Annotated in this window: 24 protein-coding genes; 22 read left to right on the forward strand and 2 right to left on the reverse strand. The window is 47.3% G+C overall.

The window, feature by feature from the left end:
- The first annotated feature begins 5 nt into the window (after positions 1-5).
- From AC1WNR_RS03330 to AC1WNR_RS03365, 8 genes are all read left to right on the forward strand, one after another.
- A complete protein-coding gene (locus tag AC1WNR_RS03330) occupies positions 6-1,169 on the forward strand; it encodes a 1-acyl-sn-glycerol-3-phosphate acyltransferase (RefSeq protein WP_481643123.1) in 1,164 nt (387 codons plus the stop codon).
- Complete coding sequence (gene moaC, locus AC1WNR_RS03335; RefSeq protein ID WP_481643124.1) at positions 1,169-1,645, forward strand: cyclic pyranopterin monophosphate synthase MoaC; 477 nt, start codon at positions 1,169-1,171, stop codon at positions 1,643-1,645. Before AC1WNR_RS03330 ends, moaC begins: the two co-directional genes overlap by 1 nt.
- Positions 1,646-1,651: 6 nt before the next feature.
- The gene (moaD, locus tag AC1WNR_RS03340) at positions 1,652-1,906 is read left to right on the forward strand and encodes a molybdopterin converting factor subunit 1 (protein WP_481643125.1); all 255 of its coding nucleotides are present in this window, start codon (positions 1,652-1,654) and stop codon (positions 1,904-1,906) included.
- 3 nt (positions 1,907-1,909) lie between these two features.
- On the forward strand, positions 1,910-2,632 hold the full coding sequence (locus tag AC1WNR_RS03345) for a lysophospholipid acyltransferase family protein (RefSeq protein WP_481643126.1): 723 nt from the start codon (positions 1,910-1,912) through the stop codon (positions 2,630-2,632).
- A gap of 64 nt (positions 2,633-2,696) precedes the next feature.
- Entirely contained in the window at positions 2,697-2,927 is a 231-nt protein-coding gene (gene vapB / locus AC1WNR_RS03350; protein WP_481643127.1) for a type II toxin-antitoxin system VapB family antitoxin, read from the forward strand.
- On the forward strand, positions 2,927-3,328 hold the full coding sequence (gene vapC / locus AC1WNR_RS03355) for a type II toxin-antitoxin system tRNA(fMet)-specific endonuclease VapC (RefSeq protein ID WP_481643128.1): 402 nt from the start codon (positions 2,927-2,929) through the stop codon (positions 3,326-3,328). The genes vapB and vapC overlap by 1 nt, the downstream gene beginning before the upstream one ends.
- A gap of 173 nt (positions 3,329-3,501) precedes the next feature.
- The gene (locus AC1WNR_RS03360; protein WP_481643129.1) at positions 3,502-3,828 is read left to right on the forward strand and encodes a MarR family EPS-associated transcriptional regulator; all 327 of its coding nucleotides are present in this window, start codon (positions 3,502-3,504) and stop codon (positions 3,826-3,828) included.
- Positions 3,829-3,882: 54 nt separating this feature from the next.
- Positions 3,883-5,049 carry a nucleotide sugar dehydrogenase gene (locus AC1WNR_RS03365; protein ID WP_481643130.1) on the forward strand — a complete coding sequence of 389 codons (1,167 nt, stop codon included), beginning with the start codon at positions 3,883-3,885 and terminating at the stop codon, positions 5,047-5,049.
- On the opposite strand, the gene AC1WNR_RS03370 is transcribed toward AC1WNR_RS03365, so the two are convergent.
- Positions 5,019-5,972, reverse strand: a complete 954-nt coding sequence (locus AC1WNR_RS03370; RefSeq protein ID WP_481643131.1) for a tyrosine-type recombinase/integrase — start codon at positions 5,970-5,972, stop codon at positions 5,019-5,021. The genes AC1WNR_RS03365 and AC1WNR_RS03370 overlap by 31 nt on opposite strands.
- A gap of 2 nt (positions 5,973-5,974) precedes the next feature.
- A complete protein-coding gene (locus AC1WNR_RS03375; protein WP_481643132.1) occupies positions 5,975-6,931 on the reverse strand; it encodes a tyrosine-type recombinase/integrase in 957 nt (318 codons plus the stop codon).
- Positions 6,932-7,107: 176 nt separating this feature from the next.
- Here AC1WNR_RS03375 and AC1WNR_RS03380 point away from each other — a divergent pair, with 176 nt between their 5' ends.
- The 14 genes from AC1WNR_RS03380 (at position 7,108) to AC1WNR_RS03445 (ending at position 17,610) form a co-directional block, all read left to right on the forward strand.
- On the forward strand, positions 7,108-7,356 hold the full coding sequence (locus AC1WNR_RS03380; protein WP_481643133.1) for a type II toxin-antitoxin system Phd/YefM family antitoxin: 249 nt from the start codon (positions 7,108-7,110) through the stop codon (positions 7,354-7,356).
- Entirely contained in the window at positions 7,346-7,630 is a 285-nt protein-coding gene (locus tag AC1WNR_RS03385; protein WP_481643134.1) for a type II toxin-antitoxin system RelE family toxin, read from the forward strand. Before AC1WNR_RS03380 ends, AC1WNR_RS03385 begins: the two co-directional genes overlap by 11 nt.
- 69 nt (positions 7,631-7,699) lie before the next feature.
- The gene (locus tag AC1WNR_RS03390) at positions 7,700-7,903 is read left to right on the forward strand and encodes a nucleotidyltransferase substrate binding protein (protein WP_481645355.1); all 204 of its coding nucleotides are present in this window, start codon (positions 7,700-7,702) and stop codon (positions 7,901-7,903) included.
- A complete protein-coding gene (locus AC1WNR_RS03395; protein WP_481643135.1) occupies positions 7,893-8,192 on the forward strand; it encodes a nucleotidyltransferase family protein in 300 nt (99 codons plus the stop codon). Before AC1WNR_RS03390 ends, AC1WNR_RS03395 begins: the two co-directional genes overlap by 11 nt.
- A 150-nt stretch (positions 8,193-8,342) precedes the next feature.
- On the forward strand, positions 8,343-8,645 hold the full coding sequence (locus tag AC1WNR_RS03400) for a type II toxin-antitoxin system HigB family toxin (protein ID WP_481643136.1): 303 nt from the start codon (positions 8,343-8,345) through the stop codon (positions 8,643-8,645).
- A 15-nt stretch (positions 8,646-8,660) separates the two neighbouring features.
- Positions 8,661-9,029 carry a helix-turn-helix domain-containing protein gene (locus AC1WNR_RS03405; RefSeq protein ID WP_481643137.1) on the forward strand — a complete coding sequence of 123 codons (369 nt, stop codon included), beginning with the start codon at positions 8,661-8,663 and terminating at the stop codon, positions 9,027-9,029.
- A gap of 235 nt (positions 9,030-9,264) precedes the next feature.
- Complete coding sequence (gene tviB / locus AC1WNR_RS03410; RefSeq protein WP_481643138.1) at positions 9,265-10,539, forward strand: Vi polysaccharide biosynthesis UDP-N-acetylglucosamine C-6 dehydrogenase TviB; 1,275 nt, start codon at positions 9,265-9,267, stop codon at positions 10,537-10,539.
- Positions 10,540-10,604: 65 nt separating this feature from the next.
- On the forward strand, positions 10,605-11,729 hold the full coding sequence (gene gmd / locus AC1WNR_RS03415) for a GDP-mannose 4,6-dehydratase (RefSeq protein WP_481643139.1): 1,125 nt from the start codon (positions 10,605-10,607) through the stop codon (positions 11,727-11,729).
- 1 nt (position 11,730) lies between these two features.
- The gene (gene fcl / locus AC1WNR_RS03420; protein WP_481643140.1) at positions 11,731-12,681 is read left to right on the forward strand and encodes a GDP-L-fucose synthase; all 951 of its coding nucleotides are present in this window, start codon (positions 11,731-11,733) and stop codon (positions 12,679-12,681) included.
- Positions 12,682-12,684: 3 nt separating this feature from the next.
- Positions 12,685-13,362: an SGNH/GDSL hydrolase family protein gene (locus AC1WNR_RS03425; RefSeq protein ID WP_481643141.1), complete on the forward strand. Its 678-nt coding sequence runs from the start codon at positions 12,685-12,687 to the stop codon at positions 13,360-13,362.
- 23 nt (positions 13,363-13,385) lie between these two features.
- Positions 13,386-14,321, forward strand: coding sequence for a Gfo/Idh/MocA family oxidoreductase (locus tag AC1WNR_RS03430; protein WP_481643142.1), 936 nt, complete (start codon positions 13,386-13,388; stop codon positions 14,319-14,321).
- The gene (locus AC1WNR_RS03435; RefSeq protein ID WP_481643143.1) at positions 14,318-15,262 is read left to right on the forward strand and encodes a Gfo/Idh/MocA family oxidoreductase; all 945 of its coding nucleotides are present in this window, start codon (positions 14,318-14,320) and stop codon (positions 15,260-15,262) included. Before AC1WNR_RS03430 ends, AC1WNR_RS03435 begins: the two co-directional genes overlap by 4 nt.
- A complete protein-coding gene (locus tag AC1WNR_RS03440) occupies positions 15,259-16,455 on the forward strand; it encodes a UDP-N-acetylglucosamine 4,6-dehydratase (protein WP_481643144.1) in 1,197 nt (398 codons plus the stop codon). Before AC1WNR_RS03435 ends, AC1WNR_RS03440 begins: the two co-directional genes overlap by 4 nt.
- Positions 16,456-16,461: 6 nt before the next feature.
- Positions 16,462-17,610: a LegC family aminotransferase gene (locus AC1WNR_RS03445; protein WP_481643145.1), complete on the forward strand. Its 1,149-nt coding sequence runs from the start codon at positions 16,462-16,464 to the stop codon at positions 17,608-17,610.

Here is a 17,610-nt window from a genome sequence, read left to right on the forward strand (position 1 = left end):
AATCGATGACCGACTCCCAAGCTATCACTGCCGACAATCATACCGATCAAGACCCGTTCCACGATATTCGTCCTTACCGTGATGATGAAGTCTCGCAGGTGCTGTTTAACATTCTGCACGACAATGAATTTATCGATGCGCTGACCAAGTATCAGTTTCCCAAAGCGTCAAAGTATGTCGGGTTCCTGCTTCGACCGGTGGTAAAACAGGTATTAGCAGCTCGTATTGGCGACGTGTCGAGCGTCAAAGAGTTCCAGCAGTTGGTCGAAAGCTACATGGCGAAGATGATCAACCGCACCACAACGAAGTTGAGTTGCAGTGGTATCGAGAATCTTGATCCTGAAGAGGCTTACCTGTTTATCTCCAACCACCGTGATATCGCAATGGATCCCGCATTCGTTAACTGGATGCTCTACCACAACGGTATGGACACGGTGCGTATTGCGATTGGTGATAATCTGCTGCGCAAGCCCTATGCGTCGGACCTGATGCGACTGAATAAGAGTTTTATCGTTAAACGCGGTGTGCAGGGGCGTGAGCGCCTAACTGTGCTGACTCAGCTGTCGCAGTATATCGACCACTCTATTGTCGGCGGTCACTCGATTTGGATTGCGCAACGCTCTGGCCGCTCCAAGGATGGCGACGATCGTACCGATCCTGCGATGCTCAAGATGCTGCATATCGGCCAGCGCAAAGCGCGCAGCTTTGCGGAACAGGCGAAACGCCTCAACATTGTTCCGGTTTCCATCTCATACGAACTCGACCCCTGTGATGCTATGAAGGCGACGGAACTGGCTGCCTTGGCTGAGGATGGCGAATACAAGAAGAGCGAGTTTGAGGATATCCAGAGTATAGTGCGAGGTATCACCGGCGATAAAGGCCAGGTGCATGTGGCGTTTGGTGAGGTGATCACTGCTGATTTCGAAGATGATGAAGCACTGGCAGCAGAACTAGATCGCCAGATTCATGCGAACTACCGACTGCATGCGACCAATCTCGCTGCGGCTGGCGAGGGTGATGCAGAAGCGAATGCCAAACTTGAAGAACGTTTAGCGCAGGTAGATGGCACTGCTCGCGAGATTCTGCGTAAGATGTATGCCAAACCGGTTGAAAACCAACGCGCTGCCTTGAAGGCGAGTGAAGAGCTAGGCACTGGAGAAGAAGAATAATGTCTGAATTTACCCATATCGATGCTAAAGGTCAGGCGCGCATGGTGGATGTCTCTGAAAAAGAGGTGACCTTCCGTGAAGCCCGCGCTGAAGGGCGGGTCCGCATGAATCCTGAGACGCTGTCTTTGATTATTAATGGCGGTCATAAAAAAGGTGACGTTATCGCCACCGCACGTATCGCCGGCATTATGGCGGCCAAGCGCACTTCCGATCTGATACCAATGTGCCATCCGCTGATGCTCAGCTCGGTGAAGGTTGAACTGACACCCAACGAAGCCGATAGCTGCGTGGATATCACTGCCGTTTGTAAGCTCTCCGGCCAAACTGGCGTAGAGATGGAAGCGCTTACGGCGGTTTCGGTAGCAGGGTTAACCCTTTACGATATGTGTAAAGCCGTTGATAAGGGCATGATCATCGATCAGGTACGCCTGATAGAGAAGAAAGGCGGTAAATCAGGACACTGGAGTGCGGAATAAATAATTATGCTAAAAATAATCTACTTCGCCAGCCTTAAAGAGAAAATCGGCCGCTCTGAAGAGCAGCTTGAACTGCCCGCGAACGTTGAGACGCTTGCCGAGCTAATCGCGCACTTAGGTGAACTCCACGGATCTGCTTGGACTGATGCAATTACCAGTACTCCAGTTCTAACCGCTGTTAACCACGAAATGTGTGAGCGCGGTGAAAGCATCAAAGATGGTGACGAGATCGCCTTCTTCCCGCCGGTAACCGGGGGTTAAGCGGTGAAGCTCATCGGCGCTATCCGCGCACTTATCTATTACGCGGCCTTCTATCCCATGACGATTTTCTGGGCAACGCTATCGCTTATTGTTGCGCGTTTTTTGCCGTTCAAGCCGCGTTTCTATTTCGTCACCGCCATCAACTACTTCTACATCTTCTGGTTACGCATCGCCTGTGGCGTAAAAGTGAATGTTCAGGGGCGTGAGAACCTACCCAAAGAGGGCGCTTACGTTGCTATCGCTAACCATCAGAGTGAGTGGGAGACGATCTACTTCCAGCTTTTAATTCAGCCTCAGGTGGTTGTGCTCAAACAAGAACTTCTAAAAATTCCGTTCTTCGGTTGGGCGCTGGCGCTGCTAGAACCCATTGCGCTGGACCGTAGCCAAAAGCGCGGCGCACTCAAAGTGCTGCTAGAGCAGGGTAAAGACCGGCTATCGCGCGGTATTCCGCTACTAATATTTCCTCAGGGTACACGACTGCCCGCAGGCGAAATGGGCAAGTGGAACAAGGGTGGTGCGATGCTTGCCGTCAGTAATCAGGTGCCGATGGTCGGCATCGCCCACAATGCAGGCCGCTTCTGGCCCGGCAAAAGCTTGATCAAAACACCGGGCACCATCGACGTGGTGATCTCTCCTGTGATCACGACTCAAGATCGCACTGTTGATGAGGTTCACACTGAAGCGGTTGAGTGGTTAACGCCCACCCTAAAAACCATCAACGCCTAATTACTGTTAATTCATAACTCTTCTGCTATTATGGATATACCTATTGTATATCCGTGAGGCGTGTATGGAGAGTAGTTCTGTTTTCAAAAGTAATACGACCCAAGCGGTTCGCCTGCCAAAAGCCGTCGCCCTACCCGATGAGGTGAAACGGGTCGATATTATTGCGCTTGGTAGAGCCCGTTTGATCGTGCCTACGGGAGAAGGGTGGGATAGTTGGTTTGATGGTCCGAGGGTTACTGATGACTTCATGTCTCTCCGTGATCAGCCTGCTGATCAGGAGCGCGAAGGTTTCTGATGCTCAAATACCTCCTGGATACAAACATCGTTATCTACACAATGAAGAACCGTCCCCCTGAGGTTAGAGCTGCGTTCACGCAACACAATGACCAGATGGCGATCTCAAGTATCACCTATATGGAGCTCGTTTATGGAGCGGAGAAATCCTCTAATCCCGAGGCGAACCTAGTTGCGATTGAAGGATTTGTAGCGCGACTCGAGGTGTTAGATTATGACACCAATGCTGCTGCTCATACTGGGCAACTCAGAGCCGAGCTTGCAAAACAAGGAACACTAATCGGGCCATACGATCAGATGATCGCCGGGCATGCGCGCTCACTTGGTTTAGTCTTAGTCAGTAACAACGAAAAAGAGTTTGCACGAGTCCCTGGAATCCGACTTGAGAACTGGGTGTCTTAGTGCATTATTACACCGCGTCGTATCGCCATTTCAAACAAGTCTAAAAACCGCGACATTTTCTTTTTGCAAGTCTTACAACCGTCTCATTTCCTATGTTAATCTCTGTTCACAACTTGAACATATAGAAACCGCACGGTGGCAAGCCGGGGCGGTAGCGTGTCTAAAGCCCTCTAATGCCTGATACTAACCTCGAATACGACTACCGGATTCTCGAGAAACTCGAGGATCAACCTGATATTAGCCAGCGCGAGCTCGCTGAGCATCTCGGGGTGAGTGTGGGTAAAGCGAACTTCGTCCTAGGTGCGCTTATCGATCGCGGACTGGTAAAGGCCGAGAATTTCAAGAAGTCGAACAACAAAGCGGGTTACCTGTATCTTCTGACGCCCAAAGGGCTGACAGAAAAAGTAGCGATTACCGCACGCTTTCTGCACAGAAAGCAAGCGGAGTGCGACCGACTCAAAGCCGAGATCGAACAAATTCAGGCCAAGCTAAATGGCTAGTAGTCACATGGTTTATTTACCCAAAGCGCGGGCTGCACAGAAGGATTCGCAGAGATGAAAATCGCAGTAGCAGGCACAGGCTACGTCGGCCTCTCAAACGCCGTTCTCCTCGCACAACACAATGAAGTGGTAGCCGTTGATATTCTCGAAGCGAAAGTAGAGATGATCAACGCCCGTAAGTCACCCATTGAAGACAAAGAGATCGAGGATTTTCTAGCTAAGCGTGAGTTGAATCTCACTGCGACAACCGATAAGGCGAAGGCGTATTCGGGGGCTGATTTTGTCATCATCTCCACCCCAACGGATTACGACCCGAAAACTAACTACTTCAACACCTCCAGTGTCGAAGCGGTCATACAGGATGTGATAGCGGTAAACCCCGATGCGCTGATGGTCATCAAATCGACCATCCCAGTTGGATTTACGCGCGAAGCGCGCGAGCGATACGAGACAAATAATTTGATCTTCTCGCCAGAGTTCCTACGAGAAGGCCGTGCGCTTTACGACAACCTGCACCCATCGCGTATCGTAGTGGGTGAGCAGAGCGATCGCGCCACAACGTTCGCTAATCTGTTGGCGCAGGGCGCGGTGAAAGAGAACATTGATATCCTCTTCACCGGTAGCACCGAGGCAGAGGCGATTAAGTTATTCGCTAATACCTACTTAGCTATGCGTGTTGCGTACTTCAACGAGTTAGATACCTATGCCGAGACTCATGGGCTAGATAGCCGCCAAGTGATCGACGGCGTATGTCTAGATCCGCGTATCGGTAATCACTATAACAACCCAAGTTTCGGTTATGGCGGTTACTGCTTACCTAAAGACACTAAGCAGCTCCTGGCAAACTACGAAGATGTGCCGTCAAACATCATTCGCGCAATTGTGGATTCGAATACCACGCGTAAAGACTTTATTGCAGATTCGATTATTCGCAAGAACCCAAAGGTTGTTGGTATTTACCGTTTAGTCATGAAGACCGGTTCTGACAACTTTCGCGCATCTGCAATCCAAGGCGTGATGAAGCGTATAAAAGCCAAGGGTATTGAAGTGGTTATCTATGAGCCGGCGTTACATGAAGATGAGTTCTTTAAATCGCGTGTGATTCGAGACCTGGATGCATTTAAGGCTGAGAGCGATGTGATCATTGCAAATCGACGGTCAGACGCATTGACTGACGTAGCTGATAAGGTCTACACCCGCGATCTGTTTGGATCTGATTGAGCCTTCGTACTGGGTTCGTCCAGCTCTGCTGGATTAACATCATCCACCCAGCTCTGAAGGTATCGAAGAGTTGTGCTCTCTTTAGTCCACCCGCCGCGCAGCATGATTTTTTCGATGGGTACACCCGCGCGCAGAAGATCCAGCGCAGCGCCGACTCGGAATGAGTGCCCCGATAGGTTGGGTAGATGGCGTAACCGCGAGCGGTATTGAAGGTCTACTAGGATTGCAGTGACTGACTCCGGGCGCAGAGGGCCTGCAAGGTTGTTACCTCTGCGAACTGCTCTGAGAATCTGTCCTTCATTAAGAGAGATGCTCTCGCTCCAGGCCTTGATTAGGTTACTGAGCGTGTCGCTTATAGGAATTAAACGTCCTTTGCCCGTTTGGTCGGTCTTGGAGAAACGCAAAAAGAGACCACAATTTCCGTCCGGCAGTTGTTGTAGATCTTCGAAGCGAAATGAACAGATCTCAGCTCGGCGTCGCATGGTTTCATAACCGAGCCTTAATAGAAGTTGATTACGTTGGCCCGTGAGAGAGTCATCGCAGCGTGTCAGTATCTGTTCAATGAGATCCCAAGTAAGCGGGTAAGCCTGTTTTTGATGCCGCCCAATCTGGCGGTGCATGCGTTTTAAGGCAAGTTTTACCTCAGGTGACTTAGTGGGGTCTTCTAACTTTGCGAAGAAACAGATGCTACTCAGCGCATCAACTCTGCGACGGATTGTGGCGCTTTTATGTACCCTTTGCATAGCCGCAATATAGCTTGCTACGGCTTCAGCCGTCACTGGAAATAGCGAAAACTTCGTCGTTGATATCCAGTTTGCATAGTGCAAAAAGTCACCCCGGTAAGCGGTGCGAGAGTTGGCCGAGAAGGCGCCATCGATGGAGTCCAAGAGCGCATCGATAAACTGTTCGGGACTAGGCTGCATGGCTATTTCTCGCCTCGTTGCGGGGGTGTTTGGTGTTGTAGAGCAAGCTGAACCTCGAGAGATGCGGGGTTTACATCATCGACCCAGGCTTTGAGATAGCGCAGGGCAGTGGAGCGTTTACGCCAGCCACCGCGCAGCATGATTTTCTCGAGCGGAACGCCACTGCGCAGCATGTCCAGTGCCGCACCGACACGAAAAGAGTGCCCTGTGAGTTTGGGTAGATGCGACAACTTCGCGCGGTTCTGCAGATCGCACAGAATCGGGTTGATCGCGCCGCTTTTAAGTGGTCCGAGTTCGCGCTTGTCTTTGCTAATAGCACGCAAGATAGGGCCCTGTTTTAGTGCTAAGCGTCGGCTCCAGCGATCTATGCGTCGCGCTAGCAGGTCGCTAATGCTAATGATACGTCCCTCGCCCTCTTGGTCTGTTTTTGAGAAGCGCAGTAGTAGTGCATGGCGAGCGTCAGGTAGTTTGATGAGGTCGTCGAATCTGAAGCTGCAGATTTCAGCACTTCGGCGCATGGTTTCGTAACCGATCCGCAGCAAAAGTTCGTTACGCCGACCCATAAGAGAGGCGTTACAGCGGTTAAGGAGTTGTTCGAGGATGTCACGCGTGAGCGGGTAGGCCTGCTTCTGGTGCCGGCCCAGTCTGCGATACATGCGTCGCAGGGCGAGCTTAACCTCGGCGGATTTAGTGGGATCGTCTAGTTTTGCGTAGAAGCAGATTGCACGAAGCGACGTTATACGGCTATGAATCGTGGCGCTTCTGTACCCGCTCTGCATGGCTTCAATATAACTTGCTAGATGCGCCGGCTGTATTGGAAAGAGGGGTAGAGCATTAGACTCTGCCCAGCGCGCATAGTGTAAGAAGTTACAGCGATTGGACTTTAGGGTGGCAGGCGAAAATGCGCCCTCAAGTTTAACAAGTAGCGCATCGACGAAACGCTCGGCTTCCTTGCTCATAGTCAGATCCTCCTTGATCTGTTCTTAGCCTAGGCTGACTTTACTGAAAAGGCTAACTTATAGAGCGTACGCCAATTTAAGACTGATTTAGAGGTCGTTTAATAGGTCGCAACGGCTTGATAAGACCTTATTTAAGGTCTATATTTAGGTCTTATCCATTAGTGCGGAGAATTTATATGCCACGCCAAGTCTTAGCTGATCTGTGTGTCAGCATTTCGGAGCTGAAGAAAAATCCGAGTTCGGTTGTTGCGCAAGGCGAAGGCTTTCCGGTTGCGGTGTTGAATCACAACGAGCCAGATTTTTATTGTATTCCGGCCGCTGCTTGGGAAGAGATTACAGATCGTCTAGAGGACGTCGAACTCAATATGATCGCAGATGAGCGCAGTAATCAGGCGCTCATAGAAGTCGACCTAAATGACTTATAAGTTAGCATTCAGAGTCGAGGCAAAACAGGAGTGGGATAAACTCTCGGCAAATGTTAAAGAGCAGTTTAAGAAAAAACTTATCGAACGCTGTGCTCATCCGCATGTACCCGCGTCGAGACTGTCGGGTTCCAAAAATAGGTACAAGATAAAGCTCCGCCAAGCAGGCTTCAGGCTGGTGTATGAAGTTAATGACAACACGGTCACCGTAATCGTTGTTGCGGTTGGAAAACGAGAGCGGAATCTTGTTTATAAACTTGCTGTGAAACGGCATTAAGCGACGAGAGTGTGAGTCGCCTTCGATGAACCATCAAAAGATTGATACGACATTCTATTTGAAACACATATCAGCACTGGAGCGTGCTTTCGCTATGCTGCATTGCATAGTCTCATTACCACGGATGAAACCGAGAGCTGGTTGCAATATGGGGACAATCGCAACTGCACGAGCCATGACTATGGCGAGAAACTAGCAAATACCACCTTGCTGCTGATCTCGGAATTTATCATTGATGCTAAGCGGCTGGCAGACGTCCTAGGTGCTGCTTAGAGACAAGGATCACAAAGAAATTGTTCGGCTAGCCAAAGAGTCGTTTAAAAAGCCGGTAAAAATCTGGGCTTGTGGAAGTCGCGTCAATGGTATGGCGCACGAAGGTAGTGATCTTGATTTGGTAGTGCTACCCGATGGCTATGACCAGGTTGATCTCGGTGAAGTCCTCACTATCAAGGACCTGTTGCAAGAGTCCTCAATACCGATTTTGGTGCAGGTTTTAGATTGGAATCGAATCCCCGATAGCTTCCGAGAAAACATTCTGAAGGAATATGAAGTGGTTCTTTAGGGAGGGTTGAATGGTTGGCCGTATGTCAAGGTCGATAGGCGTAGAGTAGCTGCCCTAATACTATCGTTGTCTCAACCTTGTTATTTTTAACTGAACTAAAGGCCCCGCTTATAGTTGAAAAAGTCCCATTTCGGGACTACTATTTTCCTTATGAGAATCATTGCACTATCAACCCTCAAAGAATTTTGGGAAAAGTATCCGCAATACATCGATGCAAAGGAGCCGGTGTTGGCTTGGTACCGTTATGCGTTAGCGGCTGACTGGAAAACGCCCTCTGATGTAAAGCAAGACTTTCGCAGTGCAAGCATTCTCAAGGATGGACGAGTGGTGTTCAACATTGCAGGAAATAAGTATCGACTTATCGTTTGGATAAACTTCACATATAAGGTTGTCTATGTGCGATTTATTGGAACTCATAAACAATACGACAATGTTGATGCTCAAACGATCTAGATGAGGAGAATTGTGATGGATATCAAACCGATAAAGAGTGATTCAGACTATCGCTCTGCACTCGTCGAAGTAGAAAGCCTAATGATGTCAGGCCCCGACACGCCTGAGGGCGAAAAGTTGGATGTCATGATTACGCTGATTGAAGCCTATGAAGCGAAACACTTTCCGATGGAACTGCCTGACCCAGTAGAGGCAATTAAATTCGAAATGCAGCGCAAAGGTCTGAAAGCAAAGGATTTGGAGCCGATGATCGGTAAGAGGAATCGCGTCTATGAGATTCTCAATCATAAGCGCTCACTGACTCTGAAAATGATCTGGAAATTGCATGAGGGGCTAGGAATACCTGCAGAGTCCTTAATAAAACCCCCAAAAGCTCATGCTTAGTTAAGTAGCTGAGCCATATTGATGTATCTAGCATAGGCAGCGATACGTGGCCCTTATGCGTTTTCAATATCTCTGTCTAATCAGTTGGTTACGAAAACTGGTTTGTAAAAATAGCAATTAAGTTTGTAAAGAAATAAGGCGATTCTGCGGGAAGGCTTGATCGTATTTTGACGAAACAGCGCTTTACCGCAATAGAATGCTGTTAGTAAGTTGCTACGGCACATAAGGATGATTTGTGGATATATCTAGTCTCAAAATTGCCGTTATAGGCCTCGGCTATGTTGGTTTACCGCTGGCTGTAGAGTTTGGTAAAGATCGGCCTGTAATCGGTTTTGATATAAATGAGAAACGTGTAGCTGAGCTCAAGGCTGGTTACGATGCGACGTTAGAAGTTGATGAAGTTGCACTGAAGCAAGCAACTGGGTTGGTGTTCGAATCGGATGTGGCGAAACTGCACGACGCTAATTTTTATATAGTCACCGTACCTACGCCAGTCGATGAAAATAATGCTCCAGACCTTACACCACTGCGAAAAGCGTCTGCGATGTTAGCCACGGTGATCAAAAGCGGTGATATTGTAGTGTACGAGTCCACAGTTTACCCAGGTGCCACAGAAGAAGTCTGCATTCCTATCATCGAAAAAAACAGTGGGCTTAATTTCAACGTGGACTTTTTCGCGGGCTACAGCCCTGAACGTATCAATCCAGGTGACAAAGTCAATACTCTCCGCAAAATCACGAAGATTACTTCCGGATCTACCGCAGAAGTGGCTAGTTTTGTGGACGAGGTCTATAACATTGTTGTCGACGCCGGTACACACAAAGCGAGTTCCATCAAAGTCGCCGAGGCTGCAAAGGTTATAGAAAATACTCAGCGCGATTTGAATATAGCGCTAATCAACGAATTGTCGATGATTTTCAGACGTTTGGGTATTGATACCCATGAGGTTCTAGAGGCTGCCGAGACAAAATGGAACTTCATGCCGTTTAGACCTGGTCTTGTTGGGGGCCATTGCATCGGTGTTGATCCCTATTATCTAACCCACAAGGCTCAATCTGTGGGGTATGTCCCTGATGTTATTTTGGCCGGTCGACGCATCAATCGTGGTATGGGGGCATTCGTTGCGAAAGATTTAATGATGGCGATGCTTAAGAAACGAATACATGTAGATGGTAGTCGCGTACTGATTTTAGGTGTCACTTTTAAGGAAAATTGTCCCGATATACGTAATACAAGGGTGTTAGACATTTCATCAGAGCTGAACGAGCTAGGTGTTAATATCGATTTTTACGATCCTTGGATAAGCCAGGAATGCTTCAGCGATTTCTGCGGTGAGAATATGTTGGCAAGCCCGAGATTAGGATGTTACGACGCTGTTGTTCTGGCTGTTGGTCATACAGTATTCAAAGAAATGGGCGCTTCTACAATAAGAAGTTTTTGTAAGCGGAATCATATTTTTTATGACGTTAAAGGTGTCTTTCCAAAAGAAGATTCAGATGTGCGACTGTAATTTTCATGAGGTTCATCGTTATCTTTTTTATCTAGGCCAGCTTGCTAATTTATAGGTTTAAAGAAATGAAAAAAGCATTAATAACAGGTGTTACCGGGCAAGACGGCTCTTACCTAGCAGAATTTCTACTGGAAAAAGGATATGAGGTGCATGGTATCAAGCGGCGTGCATCGCTTTTCAATACCCAGCGCGTGGACCACATATATCAAGATCCTCATGTAGACAACGCCAACTTCGTGCTGCACTACGGTGACTTGACGGACTCCTCCAACCTCACTCGAATTCTGCAAGAGGTGCAGCCAGATGAAGTGTATAACCTCGGTGCTCAGTCTCACGTGGCTGTATCATTCGAGTCTCCAGAGTACACTGCAGATGTTGACGGTATGGGGACGCTTCGTCTGTTAGAAGCCATTCGTTTCCTAGGGCTGGAGAACAAAACTCGGTTCTACCAAGCGTCAACATCGGAACTTTATGGGCTGGTTCAAGAGATTCCGCAGAAAGAAACAACTCCTTTCTATCCGCGATCTCCATACGCGGTTGCAAAGCTCTACGCCTACTGGATAACCGTAAACTACCGCGAAGCCTACGGAATGTATGCATGTAACGGAATTCTCTTCAACCATGAATCACCGCGTAGAGGAGAGACTTTCGTAACCCGAAAAATCACCAGGGGACTAGCAAACATCGCGCAAGGACTGGAAGATTGTCTTTATATGGGTAATTTGGATGCTCTGCGTGACTGGGGACACGCAAAGGATTACGTACGTATGCAATGGATGATGCTACAACAAGACCAACCGGAGGATTATGTAATCGCTACCGGAGTACAGTATTCCGTGCGTCAGTTTATAGAGTGGTCTGCCTTAGAGTTGGGAGTCCAACTGAAATTTGAGGGTGAAGGTGTCGAGGAGAAAGCTATAGTAACCGGAATAGACGGTGATAAAGCTCCTGCGCTTGATGCCGGTGATGTGATCGTGAGAGTAGACCCACGATACTTCCGCCCTGCTGAGGTTGAGACCTTGCTAGGCGATCCAACCAACGCTAAGCAGAAGCTCGGCTGGGTGCCTGAAATCACTGTGCAAGAGATGTGCGGAGAGATGGTAGCAGAAGATCTGAAAGTCGCGCAACGACATGCGTTCTTGAAAGCTAACGGACACAATGTGCCGGTATCTATTGAGGAAGGTCGTTAAAATGTCGTCCACTAGCATTTTTGTAGCCGGTCATCGTGGAATGGTGGGAAGCGCCATCGTTCGTCAGTTAGAAAAAGACCCTTCAAATCAAGTTATCACAGCAACGCGTGATGAACTTGATTTGACCAACCAAGCACAAGTATTTCAATTCTTTAAGAACAACGCGGTCGACCAGATTTATTTAGCTGCAGCGAAGGTTGGCGGCATTCACGCGAACAATACATATCCAGCTGAGTTCATCTATCAAAACCTTATGATAGAGGCGAACATTATTCATGCCGCGCATATAACTAACATCCAGAAGCTTTTGTTTCTCGGTTCTTCCTGTATTTATCCAAAACTTGCAGAGCAACCTATGAGAGAGTCCGCGCTTCTGACAGGAACGTTAGAGCCTACAAATGAACCGTATGCCATAGCAAAGATAGCCGGCATTAAACTGTGTGAAAGTTACAATCGGCAGTATGGACGTGATTACCGTTCTGTTATGCCGACTAACCTTTATGGGCCGGGAGATAACTACCACCCTGAGAATTCTCACGTTATACCTGCGCTAATTCGTCGCTTTCACGAGGCTAAAGTTAATGATGCTCCAAGTGTTGTTGCTTGGGGCTCTGGTACCCCAAAACGTGAGTTTTTGTTTGTAGAAGATATGGCAGCTGCCAGTGTGCATGTTATGAATCTAAGCTCGGAGATCTACATACAATGCACTGAGCCTATGCTGTCTCACATTAACGTCGGATCTGGTCATGATTGTACAATCAAGGAGTTGACGGAGTCTGTGGCTCTCGCGGTTGGGTACAGAGGTGAGATTGTATGGGATCTGAGTAAGCCTGATGGGGCGCCCCGTAAGTTATTAGATATCCGGCGGATATCTGGACTGGGTTGGGAGCCACAAGTGGCTTTAATGTCCGGATTGAAAATAGCTTATAAAGACTTCTTGCTCAACGGGTAGCTAGTGGCTTCAGATATTTTGATTTTGGGAGACTCGCTGTCTTTCGGGCGACCAAAGTATTCAGTGTATTACAGGAATACCTGGCCATATCAATTAGTAGAACGCGGACTTCGGGTGTTGAATAGAACCAGAGGTGGAAGCGGTATAAAAGATGTGCTATCCGAGCTAACCACCCTTAATAACTATTACATGCCAAGGTCACTTTGCGGAGGCGAGCATCGATTTGACTTGTGTTTAATTCAAGTTGGAATAGTGGACCTCACTCCCCGCTTAGGAAGTAGACTAGCTCTTAAAATATTGCAAGCTACACCAGTAGTTAGGTTAGCCGTCAAGTACCTGCTTAGACAGCCTTGGGCGTACAAATTAATAGGTCGGCCGTGGGTCGGCGAGAATCAGTTTCAATCTACCTTAGTGAAGTTAGGTAAGGAGCTTCATTGCGCATCTAAGGATTTTTATTTTATTTCTATCTGCCCTCCTTTTCATAATTTGAAGGAGAATTGCGGGGATTTTACAGATGTGGTCGATAGCTATAACGGATTAATTGATAAAGTTTTTCCAGGAAAACGAATCACTATAGATTTCAAGGCTGATTTAATATTGCCAGACGGTCATCATCTCAGTAAGGAAGGGCATGATGCTGTGGTAAACAAAATTATCGATATACTCGAAGTTGAACGGTAAATTAGTTATAGATGAAAAATAGAATGCAGAATATTTTGATTGTAGGTCTTGGGCAATTGGGTTCTCGATATCTTCAAGGCTTACTATCCGGGAACTCAAGTATCTACATCGACATAGTTGAGCCAAGTGACGAGTCGTTTAGCAGGGGGATGGGTGTTATTGGTAGCGAAGCTGATGTTTGCAGTTCAGTCATCTCCCGAGTTAGCTTGGATGAGCTTAAATCGCATTACAGTGTCTGTATCGTTGCTACTTCGGCAGCTCCACGCGCACAAATAATTGAAAAACTAGCTGCTATTACCAACGTAAAAAACTGGGTCTTAGAGAAAGTTCTTGCTCAAAGTGAACAGGAGCTTGAGCAGATCGCAGAGTCTGTTAAATCATGCGATTACGCGTGGGTGAATACACCGCGTCGGCGGACTTCGATTTATCGAAAGCTCAAGACACTGTTACACAATGTAGAACCAATAAGTTTTCGTGCAAACTTTCCAGGTATGGGGCTGGGCTGTAACTCCATACATTTTATTGATGTAGTTTCTTGGTTGGTCGATAGTGAGGTTGATAACATTACCATCAATGCGCCCGAAGGCTGGAAACCGTCAAAACGTGAGGGGTACAGTGAGTTTGACGGTCAAATGATGGTAACTTTTGTGGATGGTAGTGAACTACACATAGACAGCAATGCTGACGTACCGAGCTCTGTAACCGTCATGCAAGGCGATCGAGCATTGCTTATTGATGAAAGCAACGGTATCACGGAAGGAAACCGCTTGTATCCGTGTAGAGTTGAATACCAGAGTGAAATGAGCTTTTCCCTGGTTGAAGATATCCTTAAATGTGAGATGGGTGACGGGCTTCCATCTCTTCAGCAATCCATTCAGCAGCACATTAAACTGTTTGCGGCTATCCGTGGCTGTGAAACTCTTCAAACAAATCCAGATTTAGGTTTACCAATTACATGAGTGGTGTGTTAGTAGTCGGGGCCGGCGGCATGGCTGAGGCTTATCATAAAGTTTTAAGTTCGATGGGTGTTAAATTTGATATCGTTTGTCGAAGTGAGGCTTCCGCAGAACGTTTTTTCCAGAATACAGGCTTTAGGCCGACTCCTGGCGGTGTAGATCAATACCTCGAAGCCACGGTTCCTGAATACGCCATCGTTGCTACAGGTGTTGAGCATCTTTACGAAACATCAAAAGTCCTTTTGAAAAAAGGCGTAAAGCAGCTTTTAATCGAAAAGCCTGGGGCGACCTGTATCGAACATCTTCTAGATTTAAGTGACTTAACTAATACTGAAGGTGCAAATGTTCACATCGCTTATAACCGCCGGTTCTATGCGTCTGTGTCCAAGTTAGTTGATCTATTAGAAGTAGATGGGGGTGTTCAGTCACTCTCATTCGATTTTACTGAGTGGTCGGATCGAATAGCTCCGCTTGTAAAGGGCGAGGGTGTAAAAGAAAAGTGGGCCCTCGCTAACTCGACGCATGTAATTGACCTGGCATTCTTTATTGCAGGCAAACCTGCTGAATTGTCGACGTTCGTGAGCGGAGGTCTGCATTGGCACCCGAGTGGAAGTTGCTTCGTTGGTTCAGGCGTGACGGATGAGAATGTACTGTTTTCGTACCGTTCGGATTGGGATTCCCAAGGCCGATGGGGTGTTACTGTATATTCGAAAAACTACTCATATTTACTTTGTCCGCTAGAGGGGCTTAGCAGGATACCCCGTAATTCGATAGTGTCCGAACAGTTAGAGTTAGACGACAAGTTGGATCTTGATTACAAACCAGGTCTCTACAAACAGGTTCAAGGCTTTCTAGATAGGTCAACAAACAGCATGTGTTCGTTGGAAGAGCACATCGATCTCTTTACAACTTATGAGCAAATTGCGGGATATAAAATTACGTGAATACTGACACAGTTCTTAACTTGATTGGCCGTGATCGCTTTTTGTTCGAAGCAGATATCAGAGTACACACTCAGCAACTTAGTGAGATAGTTGGCCAATCGAGGTTTCTGGTACTTGGCGGGGCAGGCTCCATTGGTCAAGCGGTTACTAAGGAGATATTTAAACGTAATCCGCGTAAGTTACATGTAGTAGATATTTCAGAGAACAATCTGGTTGAACTTGTGCGAGATATCCGAAGCTCATTCGGGTACATCGATGGTGACTTTCAAACCTTTGCTCTAGACATTGGTACATTAGAGTATGATGCCTTCATTAAATCCGATGGTGAATATGACTACGTTCTAAATCTAAGCGCCCTAAAGCATGTTCGTAGTGAAAAAGACCCTTTTACACTGATGCGCATGGTTGACGTGAATGTTTTTAATACTGATAAAACCATTCAGCAATCTTTAGACGCAGGTGTGAAAAAGTACTTTTGCGTATCGACTGACAAGGCAGCTAACCCAGTCAATATGATGGGTGCATCCAAGCGCATCATGGAAATGTTTCTAATGCGCCGAAGTGAACAGATAGCTATCTCTACGGCACGATTCGCCAATGTTGCGTTCTCTGACGGATCCCTGCTGCATGGATTCAATCAACGTTTACAGAAGCGACAACCATTAGTTGCGCCAAATGACATAAAGCGCTATTTCGTAACGCCCCAGGAGTCCGGTGAACTTTGTCTAATGTCCTGTTTGCTGGGTGAGAATCGAGATATTTTCTTTCCGAAACTAAGTGAGTCGTTACATCTAATCACTTTCGCAGAGATCGCAGAACGGTATCTACGTGAACGCGGCTTTGAACCTCACCTTTGTACCACTGAGGAAGAGGCGCGGTCGCTAGCGAAAACACTTCCTGAACAGGGTAAATGGCCCTGTTTGTTTACTGGTAGCGATACAACTGGTGAAAAAGATTTCGAAGAGTTCTTTACTAAGAGAGAAACACTCGATTTGAAGCGTTTTACCAACTTGGGTGTTATCAAGAATCAGCCAGAATACGATGAGGAAAAGTTATCATATTTTGAGTCGAGTATCGCCGAGATGAAAACTCGGTGCGAATGGAAAAAAGCTGACCTAGTAGATCTTTTTCATAACATGATCCCCGATTTCGGACACAAAGAAACAGGGAAATATTTAGACAGCAAAATGTGAGCTAACGTGAGCGCTAAGTTAATAAGTTTTGTACGCGACTATTATCAAACAAAAGAATTTATTCCTCTTCATGCTCCCGTATTTCAGGGACGCGAATTGGATTACGTCGCAGATACTATTAATTCGACGTTCGTTTCGAGTGTCGGCTCATACGTTGATCGGTTCGAACAGGACATCGCCGTATACACAGGTTCTGAAAGAGCTGTTGCGACCGTTAATGGTACCGCTGCACTACATATTGCACTGAGACTGGCCGGTGTTGAAGCGGGAGATTTAGTCATTACACAGCCACTCACATTTGTTGCAACATGTAACGCGATAGCATACTGCAATGCTGAGCCAGTGTTTGTTGATGTCGATCGCGAAACATTGGGGCTGTCAGCAACTGCGATGAGTGCGTGGCTGGAGCAAAATGCGTTCGTCGATGATGAGGGTGTTTGCCGAACTACAAATGACAAAAGAGTCGTTAGAGCTTGCGTTCCAATGCATACCTTCGGTCATCCTGCAGATATCGATGGCTTATGTCATGTTGCAGCGGCATGGGGGCTGGTGCTTGTAGAGGACGCTGCTGAGTCTCTGGGTAGTTTCTACAAAGACAAGCACACAGGAACCTATGGGAAGATAGGGGTCTTGAGCTTCAACGGCAACAAGATCATGACCACTGGCGGGGGTGGAATGATCCTAACCGACTCTGATAGTGGATCGCGCGCAAAGCACATAACGACAACAGCGAAACAGCCTCATCCTTACGAGTACGTCCACGACGAAATTGGATACAACTATCGAATGCCGAATTTAAATGCGGCACTCGGTTGCGCTCAGTTGGAGCAAATCGAAACGTTTATTGAGTCCAAACGTAATCTAGCGCAAGCATACAGAGCGGCACTGCGCGGCGGTGATTTATGTTTTGTGGCTGAACCCAAAAACTGTCGATCCAATTATTGGTTGAATGCTGTAATGTGCGAAGATCTAGCGCATCGAGACTCATTGCTAGAATCGACAAATAAGCAAGGTGTGATGACTCGGCCTATCTGGGCGCTAATGAATCACCTAGATATGTATCGGAACTGCATGCGCGGCACTCTGGAGAACTCTGAATGGCTTGAGGCCAGAGTTGTCAATCTACCGAGTTCGGTAGTGAACGCGGTAAGTTAG

The sequence above is a fragment of the Marinobacterium marisflavi genome (assembly GCF_982447095.1).

Bases quoted from the DNA above. Each gene is read 5' to 3' on its own strand.
- AC1WNR_RS03370 (WP_481643131.1), bottom strand. From the start codon at position 5,972: ATGCAGCCTAGTCCCGAACAGTTTATCGATGCGCTCTTGGACTCCATC.
- moaD (WP_481643125.1), top strand. From the start codon at position 1,652: ATGCTAAAAATAATCTACTTCGCCAGCCTTAAAGAGAAAATCGGCCGC.
- AC1WNR_RS03435 (WP_481643143.1), top strand. From the start codon at position 14,318: ATGAGTGGTGTGTTAGTAGTCGGGGCCGGCGGCATGGCTGAGGCTTAT.
- AC1WNR_RS03400 (WP_481643136.1), top strand. From the start codon at position 8,343: ATGAGAATCATTGCACTATCAACCCTCAAAGAATTTTGGGAAAAGTAT.
- vapC (WP_481643128.1), top strand. From the start codon at position 2,927: ATGCTCAAATACCTCCTGGATACAAACATCGTTATCTACACAATGAAG.
- moaC (WP_481643124.1), top strand. From the start codon at position 1,169: ATGTCTGAATTTACCCATATCGATGCTAAAGGTCAGGCGCGCATGGTG.
- AC1WNR_RS03405 (WP_481643137.1), top strand. From the start codon at position 8,661: ATGGATATCAAACCGATAAAGAGTGATTCAGACTATCGCTCTGCACTC.
- fcl (WP_481643140.1), top strand. From the start codon at position 11,731: ATGTCGTCCACTAGCATTTTTGTAGCCGGTCATCGTGGAATGGTGGGA.
- AC1WNR_RS03360 (WP_481643129.1), top strand. From the start codon at position 3,502: ATGCCTGATACTAACCTCGAATACGACTACCGGATTCTCGAGAAACTC.
- AC1WNR_RS03385 (WP_481643134.1), top strand. From the start codon at position 7,346: ATGACTTATAAGTTAGCATTCAGAGTCGAGGCAAAACAGGAGTGGGAT.
- AC1WNR_RS03430 (WP_481643142.1), top strand. From the start codon at position 13,386: ATGCAGAATATTTTGATTGTAGGTCTTGGGCAATTGGGTTCTCGATAT.
- AC1WNR_RS03375 (WP_481643132.1), bottom strand. From the start codon at position 6,931: ATGAGCAAGGAAGCCGAGCGTTTCGTCGATGCGCTACTTGTTAAACTT.
- gmd (WP_481643139.1), top strand. From the start codon at position 10,605: ATGAAAAAAGCATTAATAACAGGTGTTACCGGGCAAGACGGCTCTTAC.
- AC1WNR_RS03365 (WP_481643130.1), top strand. From the start codon at position 3,883: ATGAAAATCGCAGTAGCAGGCACAGGCTACGTCGGCCTCTCAAACGCC.
- vapB (WP_481643127.1), top strand. From the start codon at position 2,697: ATGGAGAGTAGTTCTGTTTTCAAAAGTAATACGACCCAAGCGGTTCGC.
- AC1WNR_RS03380 (WP_481643133.1), top strand. From the start codon at position 7,108: ATGCCACGCCAAGTCTTAGCTGATCTGTGTGTCAGCATTTCGGAGCTG.
- AC1WNR_RS03330 (WP_481643123.1), top strand. From the start codon at position 6: ATGACCGACTCCCAAGCTATCACTGCCGACAATCATACCGATCAAGAC.